Source organism: Rhodococcus sp. AQ5-07 (assembly GCF_009707305.1).
GTDB lineage: Bacteria > Actinomycetota > Actinomycetes > Mycobacteriales > Mycobacteriaceae > Rhodococcus_F > Rhodococcus_F erythropolis.
The window spans coordinates 2304127-2326639 of record NZ_CP046099.1 but is presented as its reverse complement, the minus strand read 5'-3'; the positions used below and the strand labels follow the sequence as shown (position 1 = coordinate 2326639).

Below are 22513 nucleotides of genomic sequence, written 5' to 3'. Positions count from 1 at the left end.
CTTCCTGGCACCTGGTGCCGGTTTCTTCGAATGAGAAAAATAGAGGGGATTGCCGAGCGAGGGGACTGGGTGTTGTCGCGCGTCTGTGCAGATGTGCCGAAAGTAGTTGAAGTGTCGACGAAATATAGCTGCGCGATTGCCGCTTGTCGCAGTGTTGATTTGATAATGGACTTTGGTCCGTCGAATGGGGGACGGTGTGCCCTGAATGCTTTGCCGCGCCTTAACTTCCAGCAAGCTTGGCCCCAGTCTGCTGTGAGAGCGGGATTTCACTCCTTCGTTGATGGCCGATTCAAGCGGAACGACAGATGCTTGACACTCGCTCAGAGGCAACATGATTCGACCCCGTATGTTTATGGGGTGACCAAACCCAACAAGCGAACTGTCGCCGTCATCGGTGCCATGGTTTTCACCGTCGTAGCGGTGATCGTAGGATTTGCGTACGAGCAATCCCGAGACAGTCGGGCAACTGCCTCTGTATCGCAGCCTGACAGTTCGGCGCCGGCGCTGAATGCCCCTACCGACGACTTCGACACGGTCGCAATTTTGGGGGACTCCTACTCGATTCCGAACACGACGGGAGATCATTGGCCGGCGCTGCTCGCCTTCGATCGTCGCTGGTACCTGGCAGATTTCGCGAGCGGTGGCACCGGCTACGTCCAGGGAAACGAGGAAAAAGGCAAGCTACCGTTCGGTGCGAAAATTGATCAGGTCGTTGCGGTGAATCCCGAGGTCGTCATCATCGCCGGCGGTCGGAACGATGTTTCGTACCCGCTCGAGGTGCGAGATGCGACTCGGGAGTTGTATGCGCAGCTACGAGATCGGCTTCCTCACGCCAAGGTTGTCGTCATCGGCCCCATCATGGACAACCGGCCTCCATCCGAGACCGCTGTCAATGTCAACGATCGAATCCGTTCCGCCGCTGAGCAGTACAAGCTGCCTTTCATTGATGCGCTCGCCGAGAACTGGCTGTCGGACCCGACGTTACTCAAGGAAGACGGCATGCATCCCACGCCGGCAGGTCAAAGGCTCATGTTCGAGAAGATCAGCGAGCACCTTCACTCGCTCGGTCTCTAGCTCTGAAGGAAAGCGAAGAGGACCCCGCAGGCGCGGGGTCCTCTTTTTCGTGAAAAGTATTGTCGGACTTAGGTCATCAGTAGCGAGGACTTTGGGCGCAGTCTTGGCCTGGCCGGCTGCCTCGCACGGTGATGGAAAAGTTCGGGTAAGAAGGCTCTCGCGGGCTGTGTCGCCGCCCCTATCCGCGTTGCGGCTTTTGTGAATCGCAGTTCACCGCAGGTGATGCACGCGCGGCGATACCTACGCTGGGAGGTCGTCGGCGGAATGTCGTTTCTTGTGCCTTGCCGGTGGCTCGACCATCACTGCAGCCTGAACGGAGATGGAAGGGGCGGCGTAGATCATGTCGACAAGTTGGCCACCCTTGATGTTCTGCGCCACCCGTGATCAAACCGGGCAATCGGAACGAAGTGCTTGTCGAAGAGTTACAGTTGATGTTAATATGTAACGATAAGTCGCAAAATGAACATCGGCTTCGAGGTCGCGCTACCGGAAGCCGATTGGCGCCGGGGGAGATTGGTCTGCTGTCGATGGACGCGACGCCCGTTGGGTGGCACAGATCAAGGCTCTGCGAGTTGCTCCCGGTCGCACCTCTGATCAACCTGACAGACCAACGTAACGGAGAACATACTGTGGCAATCAAGAACTCGATCGCGCCTGGTGTCATAGCGGATCATGGAAACAGGCTGTTCGGCAACACTATTCGATCAGCTGAAGGTGAGGAACTCGTCCAGCGGCTGAATGCCATGTTCGAGCGAGCGAACAGCACAGGTCAGGTGGTGAATCAACGAGAACTCGCGACCGTGCTTTCTGCGCGGAGATCCGAGGATTCCCCGGGCGACCGGTCGATTCCGGCGCCTGACAGGCTGATGCATGCAACCGAGGGACTCTCGTACGAATCCCTCTCCTTGTTGATTTGTGCGGCCGAGCATTTGCTGCGTTCGGAAGGCGTACATGTCGACTCGGCGCCCTTCACCTGAGGGACGACGAGACTCGTCGAAGCCTCGGCCACGAACGCGTCACAGAATCTTCGAAAAACGAATCGAAAACCCTGGAAAATCGAAGTGGCCGGTCCTTCGCTGACGAACGAATATTTGTCACGAACGGAATGACGTTCATACGTCGTTGTTTGTAATTCCGTTGTGCGATAGGCGAATCGGACGCCCCGCGTTGCTCAACCGCAAGATCCCGATTCCGCAGCTTCGAAGGCTTCCTGGATGCGCTGACGCCCCTCAGCGTCGAATCCCCTCCAGTCGCGGTATGGTCCGCTCATGTATTCGCGGACTCGATCGATCGGTGACGCGGAATCGCTAGGAGTACGTCCCAATTCTTCGGCCAATCCGAGTATCGACTGGCAGATCTTTTCGACGGAGTCTGGTACTTCGAGCCTTCGGACCCACGTTCCGCCCGTTTCGGTTGTTGTCGTTGCGGTGTCGGGTTGCTGCACTGTCTGCGACCCGCAACCCGCAATCAACAAGCCGGCAGCGAGAGTGGACAAGGCGAGCGAAGAGCGCATGTTTCGAATCAAACCAGATGCCGCAAACGATGATGGAAATACGGATCAACATTCGCCCCGGGCACTCGAATGAAGTGAATTGACGACCACTGCCTGCTCTTGCTGTTGCGCGGCTCGGGTGCGCCCACTTCCGCGCCACACGCGGAGAGCGTCAGCACGAAGGTAACCGCAATACCGAGCATGATTCGCTTCATCGGCCGATCGAAGCAGACTGACCCCGCCCTGGCGGACTATTCTCGATCCATGCCGATCACCCCGGATACAAAGAACTGGACCTGGGTCCTCGAACGCCCATGCGGCGAGTGCGGGTTTGATTCGTCCGCTGTTGCGTTCGCGGATGTTCCAGATCTTGTGCGTAGCAATGCCGTCTCGTGGGCCGAGGTACTGGAGCGCGAGAATGTGACGGAGCGACCGGACACCGAAACATGGTCAGCGCTGGAGTATTCCGCCCACGTACGCGACGTGTTCAGGATCTTCAAGGTGCGGTTGGAACAGATGCTCGAATTCGACGATCCGCGATTCGAGAACTGGGATCAAGACGCAACAGCTGAGGCCGAGCGGTACAACGACCAAGATCCGGCAACGGTGGCATCGGAATTGTCCGACGCCGCCGCGGAGGTCGCGAATGCCTTCGAAACCGTGCCAGAGGGTAGCCGCCAACGACGGGGTCTCCGCAGTGACGGATCGGCGTTCACCGTCGAATCGTTGGCGGCCTACTTCATTCACGATCCGATCCATCACCTGCACGACGTCTCGGCGTAGTCAGAGCCCGCGCACCTCCTCGAGGGTTCTTCTGGCTCCGACGGAGTGCAACGAGTCGAGGGTCTTTCGGAAGCTTGCGACAAATCGGCGATCGTCCACGAGATCGCCGAACACTTGGCGGTACCCGATGAAGGCCAACGGGTCGCTCGACTGTTTCTGGGCGAGCGGCACCAGAGCGTCCGACAGCTGATCGACGACGGTGATGGGATCTCCGTTCTCGTCTGTGCCCTCGGCGTAGCGGGCCCAGCTGGCGACAATTGCGGTGGACAGGTTGATCGACCCACCGGTGTCGAGTTGGGTCCGGATGACGGGCAACAGCCACTTGGGAATTCGATCGGACGACTCGGCGCACAGACGCGCAATCGTGTCGCGGACCTGGGGGTTCGAGAATCGTTCGATGAGGGTCTTCTTGTACTGATCGAGGTCGACGCCGGGTACCGGATCAAGGGTCGGCGTCGCTTCCAGATTCATGTAGTCGAGCAGGAACCCTGACAAGAGTTCGTCCTGGCATGCCTCGTGGACCAGGCGGTATCCGGCAAGGTAGCCGAAGTACGCGATGCCTTGATGGCTGGCATTGAGAAGGCGCAGTTTCATCAGTTCGTACGGGCGAACATCCGGCACGAGATTGACGCCGGCATTCTCCAGAGGTGGCCTGCCTGAGGTGAACTCGTCCTCGAGGAACCACGCGGTGAACGGCTCAGCTGCGACCGGCCACTGATCGTCCATGCCAAACGTCTCGGCGATCTCGGTGGTCACCTCGGCTGTCGTGACGGGTGTGATCCGGTCGACCATGGAGTTGGGGAAGGCGCCGTTCTCGTCGATCCACTCCGCAAGTTCGGGATCCTTCAGGGCGGCGAACGCTCCGACTGCCGTCCTGGCGACCGATCCGTTGCCTTCGATGTTGTCGCAACTCATGATCGTGAACGGGGCGAGGCCCCGGTCGCGACGGAGTGCGAGTGCAGCACAAATCAGACCGAAGGTGGTGCGCGGGAGTGTTCCCGGCTCGAGATCGTGCATCACATCGGGATGGGACGCGTCGAACTCGCCCGTAGTGTGCGAGATGTTGTATCCGCCCTCGGTGATGGTGAGAGATACGATTTTCGTCGATTCGGATGCCATCTTTTCGATCACCGCCTCCGGATCGTCGGGCGCGAACAGGTACTCGACGATCGACCCGATGACCCGGCCCTGGAGGGTTCCGTCAGCATGCTTGAGCGCAAGCGTGTAGAGGCCGTCCTGCGCGCGGAGTGCGTCTTTCATTCGCTTGTCCGACGGCATCACTCCCACTCCGCAGATTCCCCAGTCGAAGGCTTCACCTCGTCGCAGGAGGGTATCGATGTACATGGCCTGGTGTGCACGGTGAAAGCCTCCGACACCGAAATGCACTATGCCGGTGGTGACTTTGCTCCGGTCGTAGGTCGGCACTTCGAGTGCAGCATCGAAGTCGAGCAAGGTCTTCGTATTGAGTTCCATGAAAGTTCTAGTCTCCTTCGGCGACGATGACTACGGCTTTGATGCTGCCGGGAATGCGATCGGCCACCAGGGCCTCTTGCGATCGTTCGAGTGAAAAGCGTGCTGTGACCATCGAATCCAGGTCGACGCGCCCGGCAGCGACCAGTGCGGCGGCGATCGGCCACGTGTTGGCGTACCGGAACACTCCGGTCAGCATCAGTTCGCGATTCTGAATGATCGGGACCGGCAACGGTATCTCGTCGGCACCCATTCCGACCAGAACGACGGTTCCAGCGGGCCGAACTGCGTAAATCCCGTCGATCACTGCGGCCGTGGCACCCGACGCGTCGATGAACGCATCGACGGCCAGCGAGCGTACGTCGCTTTCACGAGGATCAACGACGGTTGTTGCGCCGAATTTCAGTGCCACATCACGCCGGGCCGCATCGATGTCCGAGACGATGACTTCCGTCGCGCCGAATGCCTTGGCCACCTGCGTCGTCACGATTCCTACCGGGCCGGCGCCGGCGATCAACACACGAGAGCCGGCAGTGATTCCCGCTTTCTGGGCTGAGGCGATCCCTACGGAGAGTGGCTCGAACAGCGCAGCTGCCTCGTAGGACACGGAATCTGCGATGGGATGGGCGAAGTCGGCACCGATCGTGACGTAGTCGGTCAGTGCACCGTCGATCGGCGGCGTCGCGAAGAACTCCATATGAGGGCAGAGGTTGTATCTGCCTGCCTTGGATTCGGGACTTGTCGGATCGGGCTTCTGAGGCTCGATGGAGACGCGCTGCCCGATGCGTCTTGGGTCGACGCCGTCACCGACTGCGGCGATGCGTCCAGATGCTTCGTGTCCGAGAACGAGCGGTGAGTTGACTACGTAAGGGCCGATGCGACCTTCGTGAAAGTAGTGCGCGTCCGACCCGCACACGCCCACTGCATGGATGCGAACGAGGACTTCACCCGTCTTCGGGGACGGTCGTGGTCTCTCGACCATCTGCATCTTTCCGGTCTCAACGAGGACATTTGCCCGAATTGTCGCAGGTAGATCGACGGATTCTCCGGAAACTGTTGTGTGGGTCACAACGTAGATGTTAGCTTAATGAGCATAAGAACATCTAGTGAGCATCTGCTCACGATCAAGAAACTTTGAACCTGATACACAAGGAGACCGTGTGAACCAGTCGGCTCAGCCCGCAGGACTCAAGTCGTCGAAGTTGCCGGCTTCCGAGGATGTGCGGCTCGCCTTGCGGGCAGCGACCATGTATCACCTCGAAGGCGCTACTCAGGCGGAGATTGCAGCGAAGTTGGGCGTCTCGCGGCCTACGGCCGGGCGGCTGTTGGCCAGGGCGCGGACGCAAGGTTTGGTCAGGGTCGAGATTATGGTGCCGCCGGAGCTCGAAGGTTCGGTGAACACGGAGTTGGAATCGAAACTGGAGAAGCACTTCGGGTTGGCCGAAGTTTTGATTGTGCCCGAAGCAAATTCGGACTCGGACGATCCGGACTTCGACGCGCTCGGCCGGCGAGCAGCGGAAGTTCTGGTTCGTCGTCTGCAGCCGTCGAGCGTTCTCGGGTTTACCTGGGGTCCGGAAACCGTTGCGGTAGCAGGATCTTTGCCAGACAAGGCGGCGAAGTGCTCGGCTGTGGTACAACTTGACGGCTCCATGACGGTGACCGACTACCAAACCGGTGTCGACTTCACCATCGGCCGATGTGCACAACAGTTGCAGGCCAATCCTATTCGCCTCAATGCTCCGCTATATGCCGACCCGGCGACTGTGGAGTCGATGCGAAACGACTCGGTCATCTCGAAGGCGCTGCAAGCCGGAACTGATTCCGACATCATGGTTTTCGGAGTCGGTGCCGTCTCGACTGCCACGACCTTGTTTGCCGGTAGCTTCGTCGACTCGACCATGCTGGACGAGTTGGAAAGTCGAGGCGCTGTCGGTGAAATCGGCGGCCGTTTCTACACGATCGACGGCAATCCAGTGGAGGGGCCACTGCCTGAACGAACGGTCTCCGTATCGCTCGACGCAGTGAAATCCTGCGATCAGACGATTCTGATTTCGGGGGGAACACACAAACGCCAGGCCGTTCTGGGCGCATTGCGCGGAGGTTTGGCAAACGTACTCGTCACCGACGTCGAGTGCGCCCAGTGGCTGCTCGAAGGCTAGCGATCTCACGAGTTTCGCTGTCCGAGCGCGCGACTGACACGCAAGTGTGAAGGAAGGTAATCCGTGAAAACAGGAAGACGAGTGTGGGGCGCTGCCGCGGCGGCGCTCTGCCTCCTGGTGTCGGGATGTGCGGGCGCTGGCGCGCTCGGTGGTTCCGGCGAACGAACAGTCACCATCGCGATGGTGTCGAACTCGCAGATGCAGGACGCCATCAAACTGGCGCCGGCTTTCGAAGCCGAGAACCCTGGCATCGACCTCAAATTCGTCAGCCTTTCCGAGAACCAGGCGCGCGCCAAGATCACAGCGTCGACGGCAACCGGCGGCGGTGAGTTCGACGTCGTGATGATCAGCAACTACGAGACACCTCAGTGGGCCGCCAACGGTTGGCTCACGAACCTGTCCGAGTATGCAGACAAGACGCCCGGTTATGACGAGGACGACTTCATACCGTCGATCAAGACTTCTCTGTCGTACGAGGACAGTATGTACGCGGTCCCGTTCTACGGGGAGTCGTCGTTCCTGATGTACCGCAAGGATCTGTTCGATCAGGCTGGGATAACAGTTCCCGAAGACCCGACGTGGCAAGAAGTTGCAGGTTGGGCAGCGCAGTTCGACAACCCGGATGCCAAGATGGCGGGAATCTGCTTGCGCGGAAAGCCTGGCTGGGGTGAGGTACTCGCACCGCTGAACACCGTGATCAACACCTTCGGTGGACGCTGGTACGACGAGAATTGGAATGCGCAGTTGACCAGTCCGCAGGTCGAGGATGCGGTTCAGTTCTACGTGGACACGGTCAAGGAGCACGGTCAGCCGGGTCCTGCCACAAGCGGATTCGGTGAATGTGCAACACAATTCGCGCAAGGCAACACGGCGATGTGGTACGACGCGACGTCGGCTGTGTCAGTTCTCGAGGACCCTGCGTCGTCGAAGGTAGTCGGCAACATCGGATATGCGAAGGCCCCGAAGGTCGAGAAGTCCGATCCTGGTTGGCTCTACACCTGGGCGCTCGGAATCCCGGAGTCGGCAAAGAACAAAGATGACGCCTGGAAGTTCATTTCCTGGATGACGAACAAGGACTACATCCAGAAGGTCGGAACCGAACTCGGCTGGTCGAGAGTTCCTCCGGGAAGTCGCCTTTCGACCTACGAGATTCCGGAGTATCAAGAGGCCGCACAGGCATTCGGGCCGATCACCCTCGAATCGATCAACAATGCAGATCCGAAAAACCCGACAGTGCAACCGGTTCCGTACACCGGCGTCCAGTTCCTCACAATCCCTGAGTTTCAGGACCTGGGCACTCGCGTCAGCCAGCAGATCAGTGCTGCCATCGCGGGTCAGAAGAGCGTGAAAGAAGCGCTCGAACAATCCCAGCAGTATGCCGAGGTGGTCGGCAAGACCTATCAGGAGAACCGATGACTACGGTTGCCGAGCCCAGAACTACGGTGGACGACGCGCCACCGGTCCGTGTCGAAAAGAAGATCTCCCGCGCCGAGGGTTGGCGTCGTAGAGGTCCCCTGTTGCCGGCGTTGATCTTCTCGATCGTCGTCACCCAGATTCCGTTTCTGTTCACCCTCTACTACTCGACGCAGTCGTGGAACCTTGTCCGGCCGGGATCGCGGCACTTCAACGGGTTCGACAACTACATCGAGGTTTTCAAGGACAGTCAGTTTCGGGAAGTCGCGGTCAACACGGTCATCATGATCGTGGGTACGGTCATCGTTTCGGTGATCCTCGGACTCGCGTTGGCACTCCTACTCGACAGAGCCTTCCTCGGTCGCGGGATCGTGCGGACACTGCTGATCACGCCATTTCTCATCACCCCCGTCGCTGGCGCATTGCTCTGGAAGACAACAATGTTCGACCCGGTATTCGGTATCGTGAACTTTGTCCTCCAGCCGTTCGGTGTCGGCCAGGTCGACTGGGTCAGCAAGTTTCCGCTCGCCGCCGTCATGATCAATCTGATCTGGCAGTGGACGCCTTTCATGATGCTGCTCATTCTGGCCGGCTTGCAGTCCATGCCCCGAGACATCCTCGAAGCCGCACGGGTGGACGGAGCCAAGCCGTTTGCGATGTTCCGCGAACTGACACTGCCGCACCTGCGCCGCTTCATCGAACTCGGTGCAGTTCTGGGTGCGATCTACCTCGTGAACACCTTTGACGCGGTGTACATGATGACGTCGGGCGGGCCAGGCGTGGCCAGCTCGAACCTGCCGTTCTACATCTACCAGCGCGCATTCCTCGGCTTCGACGTAGGTCAAGCTGCGGCGATGGGTGTCGTGACAGTGATCGCGACCATCATCGTCTCGACACTTGCGCTCCGATTGATCTTCAAGAGCTTCACCGGCAACGAGGAGGCGGCGTGATGACTGCCGTAGAGACGACAAGCGCGACGACCGACAAACCCGTCGTCAAGAAAAAGAAGAGCAGTAAGTTCAGTCCGTGGTCGGTCGTGGCGTGGATCGCCGCTCTCGGGTTCTTCTTCCCGGTCTTCTGGATGGTCCTGACCGCGTTCAAGACCGAGGCAGACGCCTACACGGATCCGCCGAAGTTGTTCTTCACCCCGACACTCGAGCAGTTTCGTGCCGTTCTCGATTCCGGTCTAGGTACCACGCTGGCGAACTCGGCATTTGCCACAGGAATGTCCACCATTCTTGTTCTGCTACTGGGTGTTCCGGCTGCGTTTGCATTGTCTCTTCGCCCGGTGAAGAAGACGCAGGATGTGCTGTTCTTCTTCATCAGTACCAAGATGCTCCCAGTCGTCGCCGCAATCGTGCCGCTGTACGTGATCGTCAACGACATCGGATTGCTCGACAACATCTGGGCGCTGGTCATCTTGTACACATCGATGAATCTGCCGATCGCAGTGTGGATGATGCGTTCGTTCTTTCTCGAAGTCCCCGGCGAGCTTCTCGAAGCCGCCAGCATGGACGGCGCGAGTTTGTGGACCTCGGTTCGAGAGGTGATCCTCCCGCTGATCTCGCCCGGAATTGCTGCGACTGCGCTGATCTGCGTGATCTTCTCGTGGAACGAATTCTTCTTCGCAGTCAACCTGACAGCTGTTCAAGCGCAGACGATTCCGGTCTTCCTGGTCGGGTTCATCACCGGCGAGGGCCTGTACTGGGCTCGGCTCTCCGCGGCAGCGACCATGGCGGCATTGCCCGTCATCCTGGCCGGTTGGTTCGCCCAGAACAAACTGGTGCGCGGCCTGTCCTTCGGTGCAATCAAATAATTCTCCTCACCCTCTCAGGAGTTCGTCATGGCTGAAATCTCGTACCAGAAAGCGTCTTGCATCTACGAAGGTGCCGAGACCCTCGCTGTAGATTCACTCGATCTTGACATCAAGGACGGGGAGTTCATCGTGCTCGTCGGTCCGTCAGGTTCCGGAAAGTCCACGGCCCTGCGCATGTTGGCAGGGCTCGAGGACATCGATTCCGGTGCGATCACCATCAACGGCAAGGACATGACCGATGTCCCGTCGAAGGATCGCGACATCGCAATGGTCTTCCAGAATTACGCGCTGTACCCCAATAAAACCGTCGGCGAAAACATGGGGTTCGCGTTGAAGATGCGCGGTGTGCCCGTCGAGGAGCGCAAGAAGAAAGTTGCCGAAGCGGCCAAACTGCTTGACCTTACGGAATACCTCGACCGCAAGCCGGCCAAGCTTTCCGGCGGCCAACGGCAGCGAGTTGCCATGGGCCGAGCAATCGTTCGTGAACCGCAAGTGTTCTGCATGGACGAGCCGCTCTCCAACCTCGACGCAAAGCTACGCGTCCAGACCCGCACGCAGATCGCGGCGTTGCAGCGTCGTCTCGGAACCACCACCGTCTACGTCACGCACGATCAGGTGGAAGCGATGACGATGGGTGATCGCGTGGCAGTGCTCAAGGGCGGCAAGTTGCAACAATTCGCTTCTCCGACCGAACTTTACGATCGGCCGGCCAATGCGTTTGTTGCAGGCTTCATCGGATCTCCCGGTATGAACTTGGTAACGGCGCCGGTCAGTTCGGGTGGGGTGCGTTTCGGCGACGTCGAGGTTCCGCTGGACCGCGAGCAGATGGCGGCAATCGCCGCGGCCGGTCTGGCTTCGGTCACAGTGGGAATTCGGCCCGAGCAATTCCAGGTGGTTGCTGCCGGAGACGGAATCGCAGCTCAGATCGACCTGGTAGAGGAACTGGGCAACGAGTCGTACATCTACGCACACGTGCCTGGTACCGAAGCCGACCCGATCTCGCTCGTTGCACGCACCGGCGGGCGATCGAAGCTGCAGTACGGCCAGACGCTGGGCTTCGAGCGGGTGGACGGTCCTGTTCACCTCTTCGACCCGACTACGGGTGAGCGCGTGGGTAGCTGAATCCCACCACAATCGTGACCTGCTCGGCACCCGAACTCGTTCGTGCCGAGCAGGTCACATCCATCTTCGACTGGTGAGAAGGTTAGGGTCTACCGATGAGTGATACACGCGAACGATCCGTCGTGGTGTGTGGTGAGGGACTGGTTGATCTGGTTCCGGTGGGGGAGAACTTCTCACCCAAGTTGGGCGGTGGACCGTTCAATGTTGCGATCGCGGTGGGTCGACTCGGATCCGACGTGGGATTCGTCTCTCGCTTGTCCACCGACGCGTTCGGAGATCGGATGATCGACTCGCTGGCCGCGTCGAATGTCGACACGACCGGAGTCGAACGTGGGCCCGAGCCGACAACTCTGGCCGTCGTGAACCTTGCCGCGGACGGAGGTGCGCGGTATTCCTTCTACCTCGAGGGAACGGCGGATCGACAGTTCGCGCTGCCGAAACTTCCCTCTGCCCGGGCATTCTCGTTTGGAACGCTGTCGCTGGTGCTCGAGCCGGGGGCCTCTGCCTACGAAGCCATGCTGCACGAAGCACACGCCCGCGGTCGACTCACCATGGTGGACCCCAATATTCGTCCGGCGGTGATCTCGGACCCGGAAGCATATCGACGACGATTTCGTTCGTGGTTGCCCGCCATCGATATTCTCAAAGTGAGCGACGACGACGCCAAGTGGTTGGGTTCGGTCGACGGCGCCGAGTGGCTCGACGAAGGCGTCGGCGCCGTACTGCTCACCCGTGGCGGTGACGGGTTGCGGTTGATCACCAAGGAACTCGATGTTTCGGTGCCCGCGCCCGCAGTCGACGTCGCGGACACGATCGGTGCGGGCGATACCGTTCACGGAGCCCTGCTGGCCTACCTTGATCGTCACGACGCACTCGACGTCGCCGTTGTGCGCGGGTTCTCCGAGGCAGATTGGTCGGCCGCGTTGACCTTTGCCGCACGCGCGGCAGCCGTCACCGTGTCACGACCAGGGGCGGATCCGCCGTGGTCAAGGGAGTTGGGCCTGCCCGTCTAGCACTGGGGACCACCGCCCTACTGCGAGCGCAGTACGTCGAACTGCCTACCTGTGCACGATGTGCGACGGGGTCGTGTATCGGCACAGTGATACGCATGTCGATATTCCTGTACAAACTCTCGCGACTCGCGTTTCGTCGTCGCTGGGCAATGGTGGGCTTCTGGGTCGTCCTGCTGGTGGCGGGCGGAGTAGGCGCAGCAACGCTGTCCGGTCCGACCGTCAATACATTGTCGATCCCGGGCACAGAATCGCAAGCGGCACAGGACCTTCTGGCTGAACGGTTCCCGGAATCGTCCACCGGCGGAGCCAGTGCTCGCATAGTCTTCGAATCTCCGGCGGGCACGACGCTCGCCGATCCGGCCATTCGACAATCCGTCAGTGAATTGGTCTCTGCGCTCGGGAAGGACCCCGAGGTTGCAGCGGTATCGGATCCGTATGCATCCGGCGGAGTGTCGCCGACTGGGACGATCGGATACATGCAGGTCTCCTATACAGCCGACTCGATGGACTTGCCGGACAGTTCGAAAGAACTGCTCGAGTCCGCTGTCCACGACGCCTCGGATTCAGGGCTGGCAGTCGATGTTGCCGGCAACGTGCTGATGGAAAGCAGCGCCGAATCGATGGGAGAGGTGATCGGAGTCGCGATCGCCGCGGTGGTGCTGACCGTCACCTTCGGTTCCTTGGTTGCGGCGGGGCTTCCTTTGATCAGCGCGTTGATCGGCATCGGCATCGCGATCTGCACGATCACCATCGCAACTGGTTTCATCGAATTGGGTTCGAGCACAACCGTCCTGGCAATGATGCTGGGGCTCGCCGTGGCGATCGACTATTCGCTGTTCATCGTCTCGCGCTACCGCTCCGAACTACGTGACGGACATGATCCGGAAATTGCTGCGGGCCGCGCAGCGGGGACTGCGGGTTCGGCCGTAGTGTTCGCGGGGTTGACCGTCCTTATCGCACTGGCCGGACTGTTCGTCGTGAACATCCCGTTCCTGACAAGCATGGGTCTGGCTGCAGCATTCGCAGTTGCTGTTGCAGTGGTGATTTCACTGACGCTGCTGCCCGCCACACTCGGATTTGCAGGGTCGCGCGTCCTGAGTCGGTCTGATCGTCGACTGCTGGCGTCCGGCGGTGAACTGACACACCGGAAACAGTCGGAGGGGGCGGGCTCGCGATGGGCCAAGTTCGTGATCCGGCGTCGAGTTCCGGTTTTGCTCGCGTCAGTCCTCGGGTTGGGATTGCTGGCGATCCCCACCTTCGGAATCAACCTGAGTTTGGCGAGCCCACCAGTGCCCGACACAACTGCCGCCAGGGCTACCGACCGACTATCCGAGGGGTTCGGTGCCGGGTTCAGCGGTCCGCTCATGGTGGTCGTCGACGTTGCCGACGCCACCGATCCGGCAGCGGCATTGAGCGGCGCCCAGGAAAAGCTCGGTGCTCTGCCCGACGTAGCGGCAGTGACGCCGCCAGCACTCAATCAGGCCGGCGATACAGCAGTCATCACGGTGGTTCCCTCGAGTGGCCCGGAAACCGAGGCAACAAAGGCGCTCGTCGCAGATATACGTGAGGTCGCCGGATCACTGACCGACGAGACCGGGGCCACGATGTCGGTCACCGGTCAGACAGCGTTGACGATCGACGTCTCGGATCGCCTGGCTGATGCCCTCGTTCCCTACCTCGCATTGGTCGTCGGCCTCGCCTTCATTCTTTTGATGCTGGTGTTCCGCTCGATCTTGGTACCGCTCAAGGCAACTCTCGGATTTCTGCTCTCGATCGGTGCGACGTTCGGTGTGCTGGTCGCGATCTTCCAGTGGGGTTGGTTCGCCGGCATTCTCGGAATCGAAGGCCAAACCGGATCAATTGTGGCGATGTTGCCCATCTTCATGATCGGCATCGTCTTCGGGTTGGCGATGGACTACCAGGTGTTCCTCGTGACCAGAATGCGTGAAGCGTTCGTCCACAGTGACGGACCGGACGAAGCAGTCGTGAAGGGCTTCGACCAGGGCGCGCGAGTCGTCACGGCCGCGGCGCTGATCATGATCGCCGTTTTCGCGGGCTTCATCTTCGGCGGCGACGCCTTCATCATGCAGATCGGACTCGGACTCTCGTTCGCGGTTCTGTTCGACGCCTTCGTGATTCGTATGACCGTCGTACCGGCCGTCATGTCCCTGTTGGGCTCGAAGGCATGGTGGTTCCCCTCATGGCTGGACCGGTTGGTCCCGAACGTCGATGTCGAGGGGGAGCAGTTGACTGCGCTGCTCGCAGATTCGAAGGAATCCAGTGAACCCACGAGCGACAAGTTGTCGGTATGACCCGGATACGGTAGATCGATGACTTCGACATCGACGTGGGGTCGATGGTGTGCGGAACACCCGCGCACCATCGACCTGGCACTGACGATCCTCGTGCTCCTTGCCACGTGGACGGCGCACCGCATCGCGCTCGATGGCAATGACACCCGCGAAGTAACAGTTGTGGGAGTCCTTGTAACAGCGATCGCAGCGGCAACCATCGTATTCCGGAGGCGCTACCCGTTCTCGGCGCTGGCGGTGGCAGTACTTCTCGGCGTATTGATGATTGCACTGTCAGCGCCGCCGAATGCCGGCACAGGTTCCGCGGCGATGGTGTGCCTCTACTACGTTGCCAGCACGAGTGACCGCCGGAGGACCTTCTTCGCAGCGGCGAGCACAGTCAGCTCGCTGATGCTCGTCACAATCTTCCTGGGAGTGGGGAACAATCTCCTGCAGGAGGCACTGGGGTTGTTGGCCTGGTTGCTGATGGCAAGTTTCGCCGGCGCCGAGGTCCGTTCTCGCCGAGCCTATCTGGAGTCCGTCGAGGCGCGCGCGGTGCAAGCGGAAAGAATGCGCGAGGACGAGGCCCGACACCGCGTCGTCGAAGAAAGGATGCGGATTGCGCGAGACCTGCACGACGTTGTCGCGCACCACATTGCCTTGGTCAACCTGCAAGTCGGGGTCGCGTCGCACTTGATCGGAAAAGACCCCGAGAAGGCGACGACTGCACTACGCGGAGTGGAGGAAACGTCCAAGGCGGCACTCGATGAAATTCGGGCCACGGTCGGAGTTCTCCGTGACGCTCAGGACGGTGATCGCTCGATGAAACCGGCTCCGGGGCTTTCGGATCTACCGGCGCTGGTGGATCAATTCGTCAGTGCGGGAATGGAAATCGAAGTGCGCGCAGTGGGTTCGCTGCGCCCTCTCGGGCCAGCAGTAGACCTCACGGCGTACCGAATTATCCAGGAAGCACTCGTGAATGCGAGCAAGCATGCGTTGCCAGGGGCCGTCACCGTGTCGTTGTCGTACGAAGCCGAGGTTCTGGTGCTGTCGGTCGAAAACTCCGGAACGGCAGTGCCTTCGACGTCACCGCCCGGGTACGGACTGCTGGGAATGAAGGAGAGGGCACAGGCAATGGGAGGCGAGGTCTCAGCAGGATTCCGCGCGGACGGGGGATTTCGTGTGGACGCCCAACTGCCGCTGGTCTCGGTCTCCAGCGGTTCGGAGCGTGAGGAGTCGTGAGTATTCGGGTGGTAGTGGCAGACGATCAGGCGCTCTTCCGTCAAACGCTTGCGCTGCTGATCGGTTCGGAAGACGACATGGAGGTGGTCGCCGAGGCGGCAGACGGAGAGCAGGCATTCCAGGCGGCGCTCGAGCACCGACCCGACGTTGTTCTGATGGACATTCGCATGCCGGGCACCAGCGGAGTCGAAGCGACCGCCATGATCGCCGATCATCCGGATTTGACCGACGTACACGTACTGATCCTGACGACCTTCGAAGTGGATGAACATGTGGCACAGGCGGTCCGGGCGGGAGCGAGCGGCTTCATCGGCAAAGGAATCAGAGCTGAGGATCTACTCGATGCTGTTCGGACGGTCGCAGGTGGGAACTCTTTGTTGTCGCCGATTGCGACCAGCGCGTTGATTTCTCGATTCCTTTCCACTCCTACGCGGGCCGACTCGACTTCTGGGATTTTCGGTCAATTGACACCACGCGAACTCGAAGTAGTAACCCTCGTTGCCCTCGGGATGTCCAACGACGAAATCGCCGCGGAATTGGTGATCAGCGCGGTCACGGCAAAAACCCATGTGAATCGGGCGATGACAAAACTGGATGTCCGCGACCGCGCGCAACTGGTGGTTCTCGCCTATCAATGCGGTGTGGTGATTCCGGGACGCTCGGTGGATTGACTCGAGAAACTCTTGACTCGAACTGATGTTCGAGTATTGTTGGGGGTGGGGATCGGGGGATTCAATGAGTGTCTTGTTGTCGGATGTGGTGTCTGGTTCTGCGGTGGGGTTGCGTGGACGTCTGTGGCGGTTGTCTGCTTCTGAGTTGCGTGCTGCTGCTATCGGGGCGAGTGCGGAGATTCTTCGTCTCGAGGCTGTTCGGGTGGCGGTGGTGGACGAGTTGTCGTTGCGGCCGGATGATCAGGTGATTGCCAGCCGTGGGGTGGGTTGCTGGTTGGCGGCGAACACGATGCTGCAGGTTCGGGATGGGAAGAAGATCGCCGCGTTGGGTGCGGCGCTTCGGCCATTTCCGGCGGTGGCGGCTCGGTTCGATGTCGGGGACTGCTCGTTCGAGCACGCGGTGTTGATCGTGGCGTTCTGCGAATCACCGCCGAAGGGCATGCCGGAGGAGGCGCTCCCTCGCTGTATCGATTTGTTGTTGGCTGCTGCCTCGGGGGTGGAGGCGACAACGACGAAGGTGCGGAATGTGATCGCGACTTTGGAGCGAGTGTTCGAATCGGATGAGATTCCGCCCGCCGAGGATGTGGATCGGAACGAGTTGCGGATCGCGTCGACGTTGAATGGTCGGGTGGTGGTGCGCGGTGATTTCGATGCTCTCACCGGTGAAATGTTGTTGTCGGCGTTGTCGAATCTGACGATGCCCACCCCCGCTGCGGATGGAACCCCGGATTCTCGGTCTGCGGCGAAGCGGACGGCGGATGGGTTCACCGAACTGATTCGGCGGTATCTGGATTGCGAGAAGACCGGTGTCGATGGTGGCCAACGTCCGCACGTGAACGTGCACATCAACGCGCGTGATCTCGCGGAGCATCGGGACTGCGCCGCAACACCAACTGATGGTGGTGGAGTGGCTGTGCCGGATCTTGATGTCGGGCACATGCCCTGGCTGGGGCCACTGTCGGTGTCGCAGACCAGGCTTCTCGGCTGTGACTGTTTCCTGTCGACCGTGCTGCTCGACGATCACGGCGCGCCGCTCGATGCGAAACCCGGAAAGCGATTAGTGTCCGCGGAGCAGCGAGTGGCGTTGATCGCCCGAGACAAAGGTTGCGCGTTCCCCGGCTGCACGTGCGTGCCCGCGTGGACGGATGCGCACCATATCCGGCACTGGGCCAACGGCGGCCCGACGGTGATGAACAACCTTGTCCTACTGTGCCGTTCACATCATCGATTGATGCACCGAAAAGCCGGGTTCGTCGGGAAATGGGTGATCCGCATCGGGGTTGACAACAAACCGTGGTTCATCCCACCACCCTCGATCGACCCCGGGCAGCACCCTCGGCCGGCGAACACCACATTCAAAACCTGAGGGGTCAAACCTCACATGCACCAGAACATGTCCAGGCCTGTTTCAGACCCGCTGCTCTGTGTCCGACCGATTGGGGGGAGGTGGAGTCGAATGGGTGCGTGCCTTCGGGGCGGCTCTACTTTCGGGTGCCCGTGTGGCCTGTCCCACCCAGTGGGTCATTCTTTCGTCGTCGCCAAGCCGGTTGTGCCAGGTCATTTGGACGTCTGACCTGCAGTGCAAAATCTTTCGTTAGAACACGTTCCAATTTCGCGGATTTGTGGCTATGGTCACAGAGATAGATGCGGGTGTGCGAATGAAAGGGTGAAGTGACGTGAAGACCAAGGGTGCAATCCTGTGGGGCCTCAATGAGAAGTGGTCCGTCGAGGAGATCGAGATCGGCGAGCCGGTAGCCGGCGAAGTTCAAATTCGCATGGAAGCGGCCGGAATGTGCCACTCCGATCACCACATCGTCACCGGCGCGACCCCGATGCCGTCGTTCCCGGTCATGGGCGGGCACGAGGGTTCGGGCGTCATCACCAAGCTCGGCCCGGAGGTCAAGGGGCTGGAGGTCGGCGACCACGTCGTTCTGTCCTTCATTCCGGCTTGTGGAACCTGTCCGGCGTGTTCGGCCGGACATCAGAATCTTTGTGACCTCGGGATGGGTCTCCTCAGCGGCCAAGCCATCAGCGACGGCACGTACCGGATCCAGGCTCGCGGCGAAAACGTGATCCCGATGTGCCTGCTAGGGACGTTCTCGCCCTACATGGTCGTGAACCAGTCGTCAGTGGTGAAGATCGACAAGGACATTCCGTTCGAGGTTGCCGCACTCGTCGGTTGCGGCGTCCCGACCGGTTGGGGATCGGCAACCCACATCGCCGATGTGAAGCCCGGCGAAGACGTTGTGATCATGGGCGTCGGCGGCGTCGGTATCAGTGCGCTCCAGGGTGCGGTTGCATCGGGCGCTCGGTACATCTTTGCCATCGACCCCGTGCCGTGGAAGCGTGAGCAGGCTCTGAAGTTCGGCGCAACGCACGCTTTCGAAAGCGCTGCCGCTGCCATTCAGCCGATCATCGACGCCACGTACGGACGCATGGCGCAGAAGACGATCATCACCGTCGGCGAAATGAAGGGTGAGTACGTCGAAGAAGCCATGATTCTGACGGCAAAGGCTGGTCGTTGTGTTGTCACTGCAATGGGGCACCTGACGGACATGGATGTGAAGCTGAACCTGTTCCTGATGTCGATGCTTCAGAAGGACCTTCAGGGCAATATTTTCGGCGGTGGCAACGCTCGCCAGGACGTGCCTAACCTCCTCGCGATGTACAAGGCAGGCAAGCTGAACCTTGACGACATGGTCACTCGGACCTACACGCTCGAAGGCGTGAACGACGGGTACCAGGACATGTTGGATGGCAAGAACATCCGCGGCGTCATCCGCTACACCGAAGCTGACTGGTGATCGAAAGCGCAACTCTTGTGCCAGTAGTCTGATCGGGTGCCCAGTACTCACAGTCTCGACGTAATCCAGCAGTGGCCGGTCGACAATGCGGCAGCGGTCGTCCTCTCCGGGAATAATCCGGGTGAGGGCGACCGCATTCGTGGTTTCAGCGGCGACCAGTCGCATGTTTTCCCCCTGGCTTCGGTGACAAAACTGTTGTGCGCCTACGCGATTCTGGTGGCGGTGGAGGAAGGGGCGGTCGAGTTGGATGGGCCGGCCGGGCCTGAGGGGTCGACCGTTCGTCATCTCCTCGCACATGCTTCCGGGTTGGCATTCGCCGAACGTGTTGTTCAGGCGCCGGTGGCGTCGAAGCGGATCTACTCGAGTGCGGGATTCGAGGTGCTTGCCGAGTTGGTTTCCCGGGAGACCGAGATCGAATTTGCCGACTATCTTGTTGAGGCGGTGTTCGCGCCGTTGGGGATGGCCAGCGCGGCTCTTGTCGGTCCTGCCGGTCACGGTGCACAGGCATCGGCAGACGACTTGGCCAAGTTCGCGGCTGAACTGCTCTCGCCGACCCTGATCTCGACGCAGACGTTCGCAGAGGCGACAACCGTGCAGTTCCCGGGGCTCAACGGAATTCTTCCGGGTTACGGCTCTCAGCGCCCCAACGACTGGGGACTCGGATTCGAAATTCGCGGCGACAAGCGTCCGCATTGGACAGGTCTCGAGAACTCGGCCGCAACCTTCGGTCATTTCGGCCAGTCCGGGACGTTCCTGTGGGTCGATCCCACGATCGATACTGCGTGCGTCGTGCTTACCGATCGCGACTTCGGTGATTGGGCCAAGCCTTTGTGGACTGAATTGTCAGATGGCGTGATCGGTGAAGTTTCGCGATAGAGCACAAATTTCTCTCCTTCCACTGGCGCAACACGGGTAACACAAGGCACACTGTTCAATCGAGCGTGCTGCACGAACTCGACAGAGGTCGTTGGGGAAGACGTCCCTCGTCGAAGCAGGAGGCTCGAGTGCGCGAAATGAATCAATTCGCGGACGTGACGACTGGTGTGGTTTACATCCACTCGTCGCCCGCGGCGCTGTGCCCGCACGTGGATTGGGCTTTGTCCGCCACGTTGGACAGCCCTGCCAAGCTCAGATGGACCTCACAGCCTGCCTACGACGGACTTCTGCGTGCGACGACGGACTGGACAGGTCCCGTCGGAACCTGTGCCCGCCTGGTCGATTCGCTACGGGCGTGGCCGATGTTGCGGTTCGAGGTCACGGAGGACCCGAGCCATGGCGTCGACGGCGAACGGTACAGCCATGTGCCCGGTCTGGGCTTGTGGCGCGGATCCACCAGTGCGAACGGTGATGTCGTCGTTGGGGAGATGAAACTGCGGTCCATCATGAATTCCGGTGGAGACATCGCCGCGGAGATCGATCGGGCGATAGGCGCACCGTGGGACGAGGAACTCGAACCCTTCCGGAGTTCAGGCGAAGGCGCCGAAGTGACATGGCTGCGAAGGCGTGTCAGCTGATTCGGGTCCATCCTGAAACTCGGGGCGACCCTTTAGCTGGAATGACACAGACGTGCAGACAAAGACTTGAATGACAAAGGTGGGCCCCGCCGTATCGGCGAGGCCCACCTTGCTGTCCAGGGTTGTCAGAGCGGAATGTTCTTGTGGCGCGCACGGACAGATGGTGCAGACGCGAGCGCAGCGGTGACGATGCTGCGAGTCTTCGCCGGGTCGATTTCCTCGTCGACGACGCCGATTTCGACAGCGCGGTCGACGCCGCCTGCGATCGCCTCGTGTTCGGCAGCGAGACGGTCGTGCAATGCTTCACGCTCGTCGTCCGGTGCCGCAGCGAGAGCCCGCTTGTGCAGGATGCCGACAGCAGCCTTCGCGCCCATCACGGCCACTTCGGAGTTGGGCCAAGCGAAAACGGCCGTGGCTCCCAGTGCTCGCGAGTTCATTGCGATGTATGCGCCGCCGTAGATCTTTCGAGTGACGACGGTGACGCGGGGGACAGTCGCCTCGGCGAAGGCGTGAAGTAACTTCGCGCCGCGCCGAACCACGCCTTCCCACTCCATCGACACGCCAGGCAGATACCCGGGAACATCGACGACGACTACGAGCGGCACGCCGAATGCGTTGCACAGTCGCACGAATCGAGCGGCCTTCTCTGCACTTTCGGAGTTCAGGCACCCCCCGAGTCGCAGTGGGTTGTTCGCGATGACGCCAACCGTGCGTCCGGCCATCCGGCCGAAACCGGTGACGATGCTCCGCGCGTAATTGCCTTGCAGTTCTTCGAAGCTCGACTCGCCTTCGACGTTGTCGAGCATTTCGTGAACGATGGGACGAACGTCGTATGCACGTTTTGCGGACGCAGGCATCATGGCGCGCAGATCGCTGTCGCCGAGTTCCGCTGCCCGCTGATCGAATTCGCCCTGCTCGCACATCATCGAGACCAGGCGTCGTGCGCGGTGCAATGCGTCGGCCTCGTCGTGTGCGGCGATGTGCGCGACACCCGACTTCTTGGTGTGTGTGTCCGGACCGCCGAGTGACACCATGTCGACCTGTTCACCGGTGACACTGCGAACTACGTCTGGGCCGGTGACGAACACTCGGCCTTCCGGCGCCATGATCACGACATCGGTGAGGGCTGGACCGTACGCGGCTCCACCAGCGGCAAAGCCGAGCACGACGGAAATTTGAGGTATGAGACCCGACGCACGGACCATGGCCTCGAAGACCAGTCCGACTGCGTGGAGTGCTTCGACGCCTTCAGCCAGACGCGCGCCACCGGAGTGCCAGAGACCCACGATGGGGGACTCTTCCTCGATGGCGGTATCGATGGCTTTGACGAGGTGTTTGCAACCGTCGACGCCCATTGCGCCGCCCATGACGGTGGCATCGGAGCAGTATGCGATGGTGCGGACGCCGTCGATGTTTCCGGATGCAGCGAGCACGCCGGACTTGTCACGGGCGTGGAGGGGCACTGTTGTGCCGGGGTCGAACAGATTTTCCAGGCGCGCAAGAGGATCGCGCGGGTCTGTCGATGATTCGGACTTTGTCACGGGGGCCAGGATGGTCATCGCGTCCTCCTTCAGTACGAGCCTTGGGTGGAACGAAAGGTCGGTGTTGTCCGCGGGTGACGTTGTGTTGCAACGACACCCGCGGACAGG

19 protein-coding genes are annotated in these 22513 nt (G+C 60.5%); 16 read left to right on the top strand and 3 right to left on the bottom strand.

Going from position 1 to position 22513, the window contains the following annotated elements; all coding sequences use genetic code 11:
- Positions 1 to 357 precede the first annotated feature (357 nt).
- The 3 genes from GJB56_RS31360 to GJB56_RS10640 all read left to right on the top strand — a co-directional run bounded on the left by GJB56_RS31360 (position 358) and on the right by GJB56_RS10640 (position 3349).
- Positions 358 to 1074, top strand: coding sequence for an SGNH/GDSL hydrolase family protein (locus GJB56_RS31360; protein ID WP_024487644.1), 717 nt, complete (start codon positions 358 to 360; stop codon positions 1072 to 1074).
- 629 nt (positions 1075 to 1703) lie between these two features.
- A complete protein-coding gene (locus GJB56_RS10645) occupies positions 1704 to 2051 on the top strand; it encodes a hypothetical protein (RefSeq protein WP_024487645.1) in 348 nt (115 codons plus the stop codon).
- A 779-nt stretch (positions 2052 to 2830) separates the two neighbouring features.
- On the top strand, positions 2831 to 3349 hold the full coding sequence (locus GJB56_RS10640; RefSeq protein ID WP_020969942.1) for a DinB family protein: 519 nt from the start codon (positions 2831 to 2833) through the stop codon (positions 3347 to 3349).
- On the opposite strand, the gene GJB56_RS10635 is transcribed toward GJB56_RS10640, so the two are convergent.
- A complete protein-coding gene (locus GJB56_RS10635; protein ID WP_113683706.1) occupies positions 3350 to 4822 on the bottom strand; it encodes a mannitol dehydrogenase family protein in 1473 nt (490 codons plus the stop codon).
- 7 nt (positions 4823 to 4829) lie between these two features.
- Complete coding sequence (locus GJB56_RS10630) at positions 4830 to 5840, bottom strand: NAD(P)-dependent alcohol dehydrogenase (RefSeq protein ID WP_070386583.1); 1011 nt, start codon at positions 5838 to 5840, stop codon at positions 4830 to 4832.
- Positions 5841 to 5979: 139 nt separating this feature from the next.
- Here GJB56_RS10630 and GJB56_RS10625 point away from each other — a divergent pair, with 139 nt between their 5' ends.
- The 13 genes from GJB56_RS10625 (at position 5980) to GJB56_RS10565 (ending at position 20864) form a co-directional block, all read left to right on the top strand.
- Positions 5980 to 6978: a sugar-binding transcriptional regulator gene (locus tag GJB56_RS10625; protein ID WP_021334180.1), complete on the top strand. Its 999-nt coding sequence runs from the start codon at positions 5980 to 5982 to the stop codon at positions 6976 to 6978.
- A 63-nt stretch (positions 6979 to 7041) separates the two neighbouring features.
- On the top strand, positions 7042 to 8394 hold the full coding sequence (locus GJB56_RS10620; protein WP_019748979.1) for an ABC transporter substrate-binding protein: 1353 nt from the start codon (positions 7042 to 7044) through the stop codon (positions 8392 to 8394).
- Positions 8391 to 9341 (top strand): carbohydrate ABC transporter permease, encoded by a 951-nt coding sequence (locus GJB56_RS10615; RefSeq protein WP_019748978.1) that lies wholly within the window; start codon positions 8391 to 8393, stop codon positions 9339 to 9341. The genes GJB56_RS10620 and GJB56_RS10615 overlap by 4 nt, the downstream gene beginning before the upstream one ends.
- Positions 9341 to 10207, top strand: coding sequence for a carbohydrate ABC transporter permease (locus GJB56_RS10610; RefSeq protein WP_020969937.1), 867 nt, complete (start codon positions 9341 to 9343; stop codon positions 10205 to 10207). Before GJB56_RS10615 ends, GJB56_RS10610 begins: the two co-directional genes overlap by 1 nt.
- A gap of 27 nt (positions 10208 to 10234) precedes the next feature.
- Positions 10235 to 11329 (top strand): ABC transporter ATP-binding protein, encoded by a 1095-nt coding sequence (locus GJB56_RS10605; protein WP_113683705.1) that lies wholly within the window; start codon positions 10235 to 10237, stop codon positions 11327 to 11329.
- Between the two features lie 95 nt (positions 11330 to 11424).
- Positions 11425 to 12342: a carbohydrate kinase family protein gene (locus GJB56_RS10600; protein ID WP_019748975.1), complete on the top strand. Its 918-nt coding sequence runs from the start codon at positions 11425 to 11427 to the stop codon at positions 12340 to 12342.
- Between the two features lie 95 nt (positions 12343 to 12437).
- On the top strand, positions 12438 to 14654 hold the full coding sequence (locus GJB56_RS10595) for an MMPL family transporter (RefSeq protein WP_113683704.1): 2217 nt from the start codon (positions 12438 to 12440) through the stop codon (positions 14652 to 14654).
- Positions 14655 to 14672: 18 nt separating this feature from the next.
- Positions 14673 to 15875 (top strand): sensor histidine kinase, encoded by a 1203-nt coding sequence (locus GJB56_RS10590; RefSeq protein WP_019748973.1) that lies wholly within the window; start codon positions 14673 to 14675, stop codon positions 15873 to 15875.
- Positions 15872 to 16546 (top strand): response regulator, encoded by a 675-nt coding sequence (locus GJB56_RS10585; RefSeq protein WP_070797506.1) that lies wholly within the window; start codon positions 15872 to 15874, stop codon positions 16544 to 16546. The genes GJB56_RS10590 and GJB56_RS10585 overlap by 4 nt, the downstream gene beginning before the upstream one ends.
- 64 nt (positions 16547 to 16610) lie before the next feature.
- Positions 16611 to 17912: an HNH endonuclease signature motif containing protein gene (locus GJB56_RS10580; RefSeq protein WP_113683703.1), complete on the top strand. Its 1302-nt coding sequence runs from the start codon at positions 16611 to 16613 to the stop codon at positions 17910 to 17912.
- A gap of 310 nt (positions 17913 to 18222) precedes the next feature.
- Positions 18223 to 19350 (top strand): NDMA-dependent alcohol dehydrogenase, encoded by a 1128-nt coding sequence (locus GJB56_RS10575; RefSeq protein ID WP_019748970.1) that lies wholly within the window; start codon positions 18223 to 18225, stop codon positions 19348 to 19350.
- 36 nt (positions 19351 to 19386) lie between these two features.
- Positions 19387 to 20226: a serine hydrolase domain-containing protein gene (locus tag GJB56_RS10570; protein WP_113683702.1), complete on the top strand. Its 840-nt coding sequence runs from the start codon at positions 19387 to 19389 to the stop codon at positions 20224 to 20226.
- A 128-nt stretch (positions 20227 to 20354) separates the two neighbouring features.
- On the top strand, positions 20355 to 20864 hold the full coding sequence (locus tag GJB56_RS10565) for a DUF3145 domain-containing protein (protein WP_003941617.1): 510 nt from the start codon (positions 20355 to 20357) through the stop codon (positions 20862 to 20864).
- A 125-nt stretch (positions 20865 to 20989) separates the two neighbouring features.
- Here GJB56_RS10565 and GJB56_RS10560 read toward each other — a convergent pair whose 3' ends face one another.
- Entirely contained in the window at positions 20990 to 22423 is a 1434-nt protein-coding gene (locus tag GJB56_RS10560; protein ID WP_003941597.1) for an acyl-CoA carboxylase subunit beta, read from the bottom strand.
- Positions 22424 to 22513 lie beyond the last annotated feature (90 nt).

Bases quoted from the DNA above. Each gene is read 5' to 3' on its own strand.
- GJB56_RS10605 (WP_113683705.1), top strand. From the start codon at position 10,235: ATGGCTGAAATCTCGTACCAGAAAGCGTCTTGCATCTACGAAGGTGCC.
- GJB56_RS10610 (WP_020969937.1), top strand. From the start codon at position 9,341: ATGACTGCCGTAGAGACGACAAGCGCGACGACCGACAAACCCGTCGTC.
- GJB56_RS10615 (WP_019748978.1), top strand. From the start codon at position 8,391: ATGACTACGGTTGCCGAGCCCAGAACTACGGTGGACGACGCGCCACCG.
- GJB56_RS10600 (WP_019748975.1), top strand. From the start codon at position 11,425: ATGAGTGATACACGCGAACGATCCGTCGTGGTGTGTGGTGAGGGACTG.
- GJB56_RS10595 (WP_113683704.1), top strand. From the start codon at position 12,438: ATGTCGATATTCCTGTACAAACTCTCGCGACTCGCGTTTCGTCGTCGC.
- GJB56_RS10640 (WP_020969942.1), top strand. From the start codon at position 2,831: ATGCCGATCACCCCGGATACAAAGAACTGGACCTGGGTCCTCGAACGC.
- GJB56_RS10560 (WP_003941597.1), bottom strand. From the start codon at position 22,423: ATGACCATCCTGGCCCCCGTGACAAAGTCCGAATCATCGACAGACCCG.
- GJB56_RS10580 (WP_113683703.1), top strand. From the start codon at position 16,611: ATGAGTGTCTTGTTGTCGGATGTGGTGTCTGGTTCTGCGGTGGGGTTG.
- GJB56_RS10635 (WP_113683706.1), bottom strand. From the start codon at position 4,822: ATGGAACTCAATACGAAGACCTTGCTCGACTTCGATGCTGCACTCGAA.
- GJB56_RS10590 (WP_019748973.1), top strand. From the start codon at position 14,673: ATGACTTCGACATCGACGTGGGGTCGATGGTGTGCGGAACACCCGCGC.